Origin of the sequence: Succinimonas amylolytica DSM 2873, assembly GCF_000378405.1 — a bacterium.
GTDB lineage: Bacteria > Pseudomonadota > Gammaproteobacteria > Enterobacterales > Succinivibrionaceae > Succinimonas > Succinimonas amylolytica.
This window is the reverse complement of record NZ_KB899638.1, coordinates 113,525-121,099: the sequence shown is the minus strand read 5'-3', so window position 1 is coordinate 121,099 and position 7,575 is coordinate 113,525. Positions and strand designations below refer to the sequence as shown.

Sequence of the window (7,575 nt, the reverse complement as noted above, 5' to 3'; positions counted from 1 at the left end):
CGCTGGATCTCTCCGGCGGTTTTACTCATTGGGAGATCTCATTACACGAGCTGCTTCAGTATAGAAGTGTCAGTTAATACTCTCTCTAAAATTTGACTCAGAACCGAAGTATAACCTTTGCCAAAAGACTTGGCTTTCTCCAATGCTCTATTAGACAAACGAACAGAAACAACCTGCTTTCTCTGAAGAGCCAAACGAATTCTTCTATCTTCAACCATTTCTCGTAGTTCTTCATCAGTAAGCTCAGGATTTTCCTCATCTGGAACAACAGGTCTGTCCTTAAGTGCTTTCAGCATAGCAATATCTTCTTCCGTGTATTCAAACGGCTTGTTAAGATCAAAATCCTTAGTAATTATCATAATACTCCTTCTCCTCTTTTTTGGTTGCACGTCTTGCCGATATAATTCTATAACACCCCGAACGAACTGTATAAGCAACACTTAATATGATCAACTGCTCTTTTGTTAGACCGACAACTTTATATCTATCTTCTTCCAACAATGAATTATAGGAATCATAGCGTATCATTCTATGCTCATCATAAAACACAGAAACTGCTGTACTGAATTTAACACCGTGCTTCTTGATGTTTTTTTGCTCTTTGTTTGTGTCCCAGCTAAATTGCAATTGAATCACCCCTTGCTTTCATCTTAACGAGAATTGTAATACAAAATAGCATCTAATACAAGATCTTTGTGAGAGAATGTGCTGTGCAGCAAACTTTGACCTGAACTTTAACAATGGCGTGTTAACTCAGGTTACACCAATATGGAGAGATCAAAAAAGTTCAGCAGTAGAATGATTTTCCATATGTAGAAACAAGAAGGCCACTTGCAAGAGAGAGCATGGTGAAGTTAGTTTTTAAGAGCTAAATCACAGTTTACACAAAATAGTATTTACTCCATGTTGAGTGTGGAAAAAAAGCCTTAATATCCCTTTTGTTTTAACTCCCTGTATATATCACAACCACCTTGATGTCCTAAATCACAAGCCTTGCCATAGTATTCTTTTGCAGTTTGATAATTCTGTCTTACGCCTTCACCATTCTCGTAAAGATTTCCAAGATAGCGGCACCCTAATCCATAATTCAGATTGCAGGCTTTCTCATAGTATGTTTTCGCCTGATGGTAGTCCTGTTTTACGCCTTGACCATCGGCGTAAAGATTGCCAATAAAGATGCACACTGATCCATTACTCAGGTTGCAGGCTTTCTCAAAGTATGTTCCCGCCTGCTGGTAGTCTTGTCTTACGCCGTGACCATTGATGTAAAGATGTCCAAGATTAAAGCACCCTGATTCATCATACATGTTGCAGGCTTCTCATAGTATGTCTTCGCCTGATGGTAGTCCAGTGTTACGCCATGCCCATATTCGTAAAGAACTCCAAGATTGCGGCACCCTAATCCATAATTCAGATTGCAGGCTTTCTCATAGTATGTTTTCGCCTGCTGGTAGTCCCGTGTTACGCCATGCCTATATTCGTAAAGAACTCCAAGATTGATGCACCCTAATCCCTCATTCAGGTTGCAGGCTTTCTCATAGTATGTTTTCGCCTGCTGGTAGTCCTGTTTTACGCCTTGACCATTGTAGTAAAGAACTCCGAGATTGTAGCACCCACTTCCATTATTCATATTGCAAGCTTTTTCAATGTATATTTTCACCTGCTGGTAGTCCTGTTTTACACCTTGACCATTGTAGTAAAGTTTTCCAATATTTAAGCACCCATTTCCATTATTCATATTGCAAGCTTTTTCAAAGTATATTTTCGCCTGCTGGTAGTCCTGTTTTACACCTTGACCATTGCGGTAAAGTTCTCCAATAGTTAAGCACCCATTTCCATTATTCATATTGCAAGCTTTTTCACAAACTGTAAGAGCTTCGCTGAACTGTTCAGCATCATACAAATTACGGCATTCAGTAGCCTCATCAGTACAAGCAATGTTCAACAATACAGCAGTTAAAGATAATAGTGTTTTTTTCATGAGCGGCTCCGTTTGTGAGGTTAGTGAGGTTAGTTAGCTTTGACAAACTTGTCTGTCCATTCTTACATATAAATCAAGCCTTAATATCCCTTTTCGTTAAACATCCGATATTTATCACAACCACCTTGCAGCTTAAAGTCCTGTGTTAGCCCTTTACCGTATGTGTAACCACGTCCAAGATAGTGGCACCCTATTCTCCCTCATTTAGGTTGCAAGCTTGCTGACAAAATGGAAAAGCATCGCTGTACTGACTAGCATCATATAAATCACTACATTGAGCAGTTTCATCGGTACAGGCAATGTTCAACAAGGAAAAGCAAGTAACAGCAGTTCAACATAACAGTGGTTTGTTGGGAGTAAATACTATTTTGTGTAAACTGTGATTTAACTCCTAAAAACCAACTTCTCCATTCTCTCTTTTGTAAGTGGTAGTTGAAGAAATTCATTTTTAATTGTGGTCCAGTTCTGTACGCGACTCTTGTCCCACTTTTCTTTTAGCGTAAGTATCCTCAGATACATAGCCCGGTAAACAGCATCCGGCGATTCGAAAGTTCCCTTTTTAGTTACCTTTCTCAGGCTGGAGTTTGTACTCTCTATCGCATTGGTCGTGTATATAAGCTTTCTGATGGCCGATGGGTAATCAAACAGCTGCAGTACAGTGTCAAGATTACGTTCCCAGCATTTTACGGCACCAGGATATTTCTTGCCCCAGAGCTCCTTAAACCTGCTGAAGTTCTGCAATGCTGTTTCTTTATCAACGGCATTATATACAGCCTTTATAGAATCGCAGAAAGCCTTATACGCCTTGCATGGAACGAATTCTAGTGCGTTTCTCATAAGGTGCACTATGCAACGCTGTACCACCGTATTATGGAAAATGGTTTTAACGCCTTCCTCCAGTCCTGATACACCGTCCATGCACATAAAGAAAATGTCTTCTACTCCGCGTTCCTTAAGGCTGTCCAGTATATTCAGCCATTTGGATTTGGGGATGCGGACAGAAAAGATGATGCTTATGCCGGTAATCAATAAAGGATCTGCCGACTTTGCTAAACGCCGGAAAGACAAAGGGGGCTTTTGGCTTATGAAGTGTCGGCGTTTATAATGGACATTCATTTGGCCTCTTGAATGCCGCTCTATTTTACTCCGGCCCGGATATGGTTATCCGAGCTGTTTTTATTTTGCAGGACAATACAATGTCAGACATTAACGAAATTCTTGAAAGGATCCGCGAGTCATCATTAACTCAGAAGGAAAAGGGAACTCATTTTGAAAAGCTGATCCGGAATTGGTTTCTCACCGACCGGAGATATGCCGATGATGTTGAGGAATGCTGGCTCTGGAACGAATTCCCCTATCGCAAATCCTTCAGCGATTCGGATATCGGCATTGACTTGGTTATCAAAACCTGCGATGACAAGTTCTGGGCTGTGCAGTGCAAGTTTTATCAGGAAAACACTTCTATATCTTACTTATCTCTATAATGGGAACCACACTGAATAACGAATACTGTATCATTTTCAATTTTGTAAACAATACGATTCTTCTCGTCTATCCGTCTGCTCCAATACTTTGACAAGCACCCAGATAATCTTTCAGGCTTACCAATTCCAACGTACCAATTTCTTTCGATATCTTCCAGAATTTTTAATATCTTCTTAAATACTTTCTTATCGTGAGTGCTCCAATAAACAATGTCATTCCATGCATCATCAGAAAATGATTTTTTCATACTGTTTTAGCTTCCAATTCTGATAAATCATGAATAGTACCACCAGTGGTTTCTATTTCCTTTGCGGAACGAATCAATCTCTCCATGTTTTCATCAGAATAGAAAGGATCGGCAGACACTTCAAAAGGAATACGTCTTTCTCTGCCTACTTTTGCAATAAACATCTGAATAGCTGCGGAAAGGGTTAATCCCATCTCTTTAAGGGCTTCAACAGCTCTTTTCTTATCAGCATCATTGATCTTAACGTTCACCTGAGCCATATAAACCTCCTCTAATCGATGTATATACAGTGTATAGCAATTCCTACACAATTACAATCTTTTTTTGCATCAGTACCTGAAAATTCGATGTCATGGTTCATTAGGGTTAACTTTGTGAACCAGGTTCATTTAATCCTTTTTTTGAATTATGAACCTAGTTAAAGAGGTAGGTTCTTTGAGCTATACCCAAATTAACCGTTATAACAGCTCCCTAATTATGCAAGTGTGATTTTGGTTGTTATGTTACATAAGCAACGCTTATCAACGAGTAAGCACCGAAAAAGCAGGAACTTGAACGGCAGGACTCTCTTAATCTGCCAGAAAAGTTACCGATGTTGCATTCGGCAGATGTCTCAGTTTCTTAACGCCAATGTGAAAATACTAACCAACTTCGTTGAGTGATAAGGTGTAGTGCCGATTCATCGGGATCTCATTTTTCCTTGAGTTGTGCCCTCCCCTACTCTGCTCTGTGTTTTGCTTATTCTATGCTATTGAATTGCCTCCAGTACTGGTTTTAAATTCATGTTTTTGTTTTTCCATTAAAGTTTCCTCTTGCGATTGATTGTATAGTTCCGTACAACTTTGGGTATATCTCAGACAAAATGCCATATTAATCAAATAGCTGGTGAGAACAATAAATCGCTTCCTGCCACGCATAACCGCGGCGAAAAGCCAAAAATCTGCTGTCTCTCATAACGTAAGCCACGGCAGAGGGGAAAATCTGACGTTTTTGAAAAAATTTTTTGTAAAAAGTTAAGTGTTGATATTTTGGACGTGTCATCGATAGATACTTTATGCTTATATTCTTATCAAAAAATAAGATGTTGGCGGTTGACGATTAACTAGGTTATGGGATAATGACAGTGATAGAGCCTTTCTGCGCTTCAATAGCGGACTGGGGAAAGGCCTTTTATAGGGATGGTCGTATTCAGAGGTGGAACAGAATGCTGAAGTCTATAGGTATTGGAGCGGAATTATTTCACGAATTAATTGAAAGCAACAGTTATTACGTGGACAAAACTCCTTTTATCAGAACTGTTTTTAAAGAAAACACCTCGAAAGTCATGCTCATCACCAGACCAAGACGTTTCGGCAAAACCCTAACCATGTCTACCTTCTATGACTTTCTGTCTCTGAATATCGAAAATCCCGGCGATGTCTCACTTCAGGAAAAATGGTTCAAAGACACCAAAATATTTGAGGATAAGGAACTCTGCAGTGAATACATGGGAAAGTTTCCGGTAATCTTTATTTCACTGAAGTCCGTGTCAGGAAGTGAGTTTGCACGTGCTTATTACCAGCTGGGCTGTGTTATTTTTGACTTATACTGTACATTCGGCTATCTGGCCGAAAGTTCTAAACTCAGTGATGCAGATAAGAAAATTTTTAACGAGATCGCCTCTGATAAAAATTTTATCTGCAATGTCGGCAATAAAGATAAAATAACCGATTCACTGAAAAACCTGCTTAGGTTTCTTTACACACATCACGGCATTAAGCCCATTTTGCTTATTGACGAATATGACGTTCCGATTGCCAAAGCGGCCCATAACGGCTACTACAAGGAAATGATTGACATAATCAGTCCGTTCTTAAGCAATGCCTTAAAAACAAATACGTATTTGGACAGAGCCGTACTTACCGGCTGTTTAAGAGCAGCCAAGGAAAGTATTTTTACCGGGCTTAATAATCTTTTGGTCTGCTCGGTTCTTGATTCCGGAGATGATGATATATCCTTCGGGATAGGCTTTACCAAGGAAGAAACTCAGGAAGTCCTCAAATACTACGGACTTTCGGACTATTACGAAGAGGTGAGAAAGAATTACGACGGGTACCATTTTGGAACAACTCATATGTACTGCCCGTGGGATGTAATGAACTTCTGTAATGACAACTACAGAAAACTGAGTAAAGACAAAAATCTCATTCAGACCGGCAACTACTGGATAAACACCAGCGGTAACGATGTTATCGAAGAATTTATGGGGTTTATAGAGCCGGATGACGTTGACAAGATGCAAAGCCTTCTGGACGGGGAATTCATTACCGCGGAGGTAAGAGCGGCGCTGTGCTACGGAGATTTAGAGAAACATGACATCAATGATTTCTGGACTCTGCTGCTTTATACCGGCTATCTCACCTTTGATCCGCAGTACAGATCCGCTAACAAACATGAGTGCCGGCTGTATATTCCGAATGAGGAAATCAGGGATTGCTTCAAGTCGAAAATCATGGATTTCTATAAAAATGACAGCGTTATGAGGAATAGCACCGGTAGTCTGATAAAAGGATTTTTCTCGGGGGACGCCGGATCTGTCGAGGACTGCCTTAACGAGCTTCTGGCCAAATATGTGTCCATAAGAGACTTCTCCGTCAATGCTCCGAAGGAAAACTATTACCACGGCTTCATGAACGGATTTTTGGCAAACGGCACGTCTCTCATTGAAGAGCAGAAATCCAATTTTGAGTCAGGAAACGGCTATATCGATTTGATAATCAAGTCTCTGAAGAACAGAGGCGTTATCGTAATTCTGGAACTTAAGCAGACTGCTGACGAAAGTGAAGACAAGTTTTTGATAGCCGAGGATGCCGTTGAGCAGATAATTCAAAAGAAATATGCCGAACCGTATATTAAAAGAAATGATGTTAAAGCAGTTCTTTCATATGGTATCTGTTTCTGCAAAAAAGAATGTACCGTTGTAGGGAATAAGCTGAAATAAAATCTCAAAATAGGCAACGGGCTCCCTGTTTATCCGGATGACAATAAATGACAATTTAATCGGCAGAGACCGACCAAAGTTACCGACTAAAGGATCGGGAGTGATAATCTTTTTTACAAGAAGGCGTGATATAGTCTGACGCTTCCAGAAGCCCCCCTTCTGACCAAGGTGGTGTGACTTCCATCTGCTCGCACAAAGCCTCCAGACTTACTACCAGATGTTCGGGATCAGTTTAGGATTCCTGCAGTAGGTTTTTAAGCACGATCTTCACCAAAGATGGCAGATATGGAACAAAGGATGCGTTATGTCAGAAACTGAAGTTAAATTGCTGAACTCTCCCTATGGCATAGTTGCGTATGATAGTTTTAAGCTTCGAAACCGCGCCTATGTGGACAAAAGCGGAATGATCCTGAATCTTGATCAGGACAGCATGACACCGTATCCCGTTCTTCTCCGTCCGAGACGCTTCGGAAAGAGCACCTTTGTCCAAATGCTCAAGTGTTTTTACGATCTCTCCTATGAGAACAGATATGAGGAACTGTTTTCCGGGACTGCCATATATAACGAACATCTGAAAAGTCATAACAAATATCATGTACTGGATTTTGATTTTTCTCGGGTAGGCACCCGGAGCAGTACTGTCATGTACGATAGTTTTTTTTCGGCGGTAGCTCTTGGAATAAATGATTTCAAGAATAGATATCCTGATTTCGTTTTTAACTATGACAATCTGGATAAGTCAGATTCAGTTACCCTGTTCAACAATTTCATTGCTGCCTATATTAGCTATTCCAAAAAAAGCAGACTTTATGTAATGATCGATGAGTATGATAATTTTGCCAACCAGATTCTGTCTCAGGATTTTGAACTGTTTAAAACGAT

Annotated in this window: 9 protein-coding genes and 1 pseudogene; 3 read left to right on the top strand and 7 right to left on the bottom strand. The window is 40.2% G+C overall.

Annotated elements, in window-relative coordinates; all coding sequences use genetic code 11:
* Positions 1 to 41: 41 nt before the first annotated feature.
* The 5 genes and pseudogenes from F557_RS0113350 to F557_RS19990 form a co-directional block, all read right to left on the bottom strand.
* On the bottom strand, positions 42 to 359 hold the full coding sequence (locus tag F557_RS0113350) for a BrnA antitoxin family protein (protein WP_019002723.1): 318 nt from the start codon (positions 357 to 359) through the stop codon (positions 42 to 44).
* Positions 346 to 636: a BrnT family toxin gene (locus F557_RS0113345; RefSeq protein WP_026297923.1), complete on the bottom strand. Its 291-nt coding sequence runs from the start codon at positions 634 to 636 to the stop codon at positions 346 to 348. The genes F557_RS0113350 and F557_RS0113345 overlap by 14 nt, the downstream gene beginning before the upstream one ends.
* A 290-nt stretch (positions 637 to 926) precedes the next feature.
* Positions 927 to 1,307, bottom strand: a complete 381-nt coding sequence (locus F557_RS23030) for a tetratricopeptide repeat protein (RefSeq protein ID WP_084761649.1) — start codon at positions 1,305 to 1,307, stop codon at positions 927 to 929.
* Positions 1,247 to 1,981 (bottom strand): tetratricopeptide repeat protein, encoded by a 735-nt coding sequence (locus F557_RS21400; protein WP_052310525.1) that lies wholly within the window; start codon positions 1,979 to 1,981, stop codon positions 1,247 to 1,249. Before F557_RS21400 ends, F557_RS23030 begins: the two co-directional genes overlap by 61 nt.
* Before the next feature lie 384 nt (positions 1,982 to 2,365).
* Positions 2,366 to 2,968, bottom strand: a pseudogene (locus F557_RS19990) (IS256 family transposase); the annotation flags it as partial.
* A 209-nt stretch (positions 2,969 to 3,177) separates the two neighbouring features.
* Between F557_RS19990 and F557_RS0113330 the strand changes: the two are divergent.
* Positions 3,178 to 3,465 (top strand): restriction endonuclease, encoded by a 288-nt coding sequence (locus tag F557_RS0113330; protein WP_169335204.1) that lies wholly within the window; start codon positions 3,178 to 3,180, stop codon positions 3,463 to 3,465.
* Here the strand turns inward: F557_RS0113330 and F557_RS0113325 are convergent.
* On the bottom strand, positions 3,450 to 3,713 hold the full coding sequence (locus F557_RS0113325) for a Txe/YoeB family addiction module toxin (protein ID WP_019002718.1): 264 nt from the start codon (positions 3,711 to 3,713) through the stop codon (positions 3,450 to 3,452). The two genes, F557_RS0113330 and F557_RS0113325, sit on opposite strands and share 16 nt — an antisense overlap.
* The gene (locus F557_RS0113320; protein ID WP_019002717.1) at positions 3,710 to 3,973 is read right to left on the bottom strand and encodes a type II toxin-antitoxin system RelB/DinJ family antitoxin; all 264 of its coding nucleotides are present in this window, start codon (positions 3,971 to 3,973) and stop codon (positions 3,710 to 3,712) included. Before F557_RS0113320 ends, F557_RS0113325 begins: the two co-directional genes overlap by 4 nt.
* 944 nt (positions 3,974 to 4,917) lie before the next feature.
* Between F557_RS0113320 and F557_RS0113315 the strand changes: the two genes are divergently transcribed.
* Both F557_RS0113315 and F557_RS19985 read left to right on the top strand, forming a co-directional pair.
* Positions 4,918 to 6,693, top strand: coding sequence for an AAA family ATPase (locus tag F557_RS0113315; protein WP_019002716.1), 1,776 nt, complete (start codon positions 4,918 to 4,920; stop codon positions 6,691 to 6,693).
* Positions 6,694 to 6,997: 304 nt separating this feature from the next.
* On the top strand, positions 6,998 to 7,575 hold a 578-nt coding region (locus tag F557_RS19985), incomplete at its 3' end, for an AAA family ATPase (RefSeq protein ID WP_020621255.1).

Excerpts from the sequence above, each read along its gene's own strand:
- F557_RS0113320 (WP_019002717.1), bottom strand. The coding sequence starts at position 3,973 with ATGGCTCAGGTGAACGTTAAGATCAATGATGCTGATAAGAAAAGAGCT.
- F557_RS21400 (WP_052310525.1), bottom strand. The coding sequence starts at position 1,981 with ATGAAAAAAACACTATTATCTTTAACTGCTGTATTGTTGAACATTGCT.
- F557_RS23030 (WP_084761649.1), bottom strand. The coding sequence starts at position 1,307 with ATGTATGATGAATCAGGGTGCTTTAATCTTGGACATCTTTACATCAAT.
- F557_RS0113315 (WP_019002716.1), top strand. The coding sequence starts at position 4,918 with ATGCTGAAGTCTATAGGTATTGGAGCGGAATTATTTCACGAATTAATT.
- F557_RS0113350 (WP_019002723.1), bottom strand. The coding sequence starts at position 359 with ATGATAATTACTAAGGATTTTGATCTTAACAAGCCGTTTGAATACACG.
- F557_RS0113330 (WP_169335204.1), top strand. The coding sequence starts at position 3,178 with ATGTCAGACATTAACGAAATTCTTGAAAGGATCCGCGAGTCATCATTA.
- F557_RS0113325 (WP_019002718.1), bottom strand. The coding sequence starts at position 3,713 with ATGAAAAAATCATTTTCTGATGATGCATGGAATGACATTGTTTATTGG.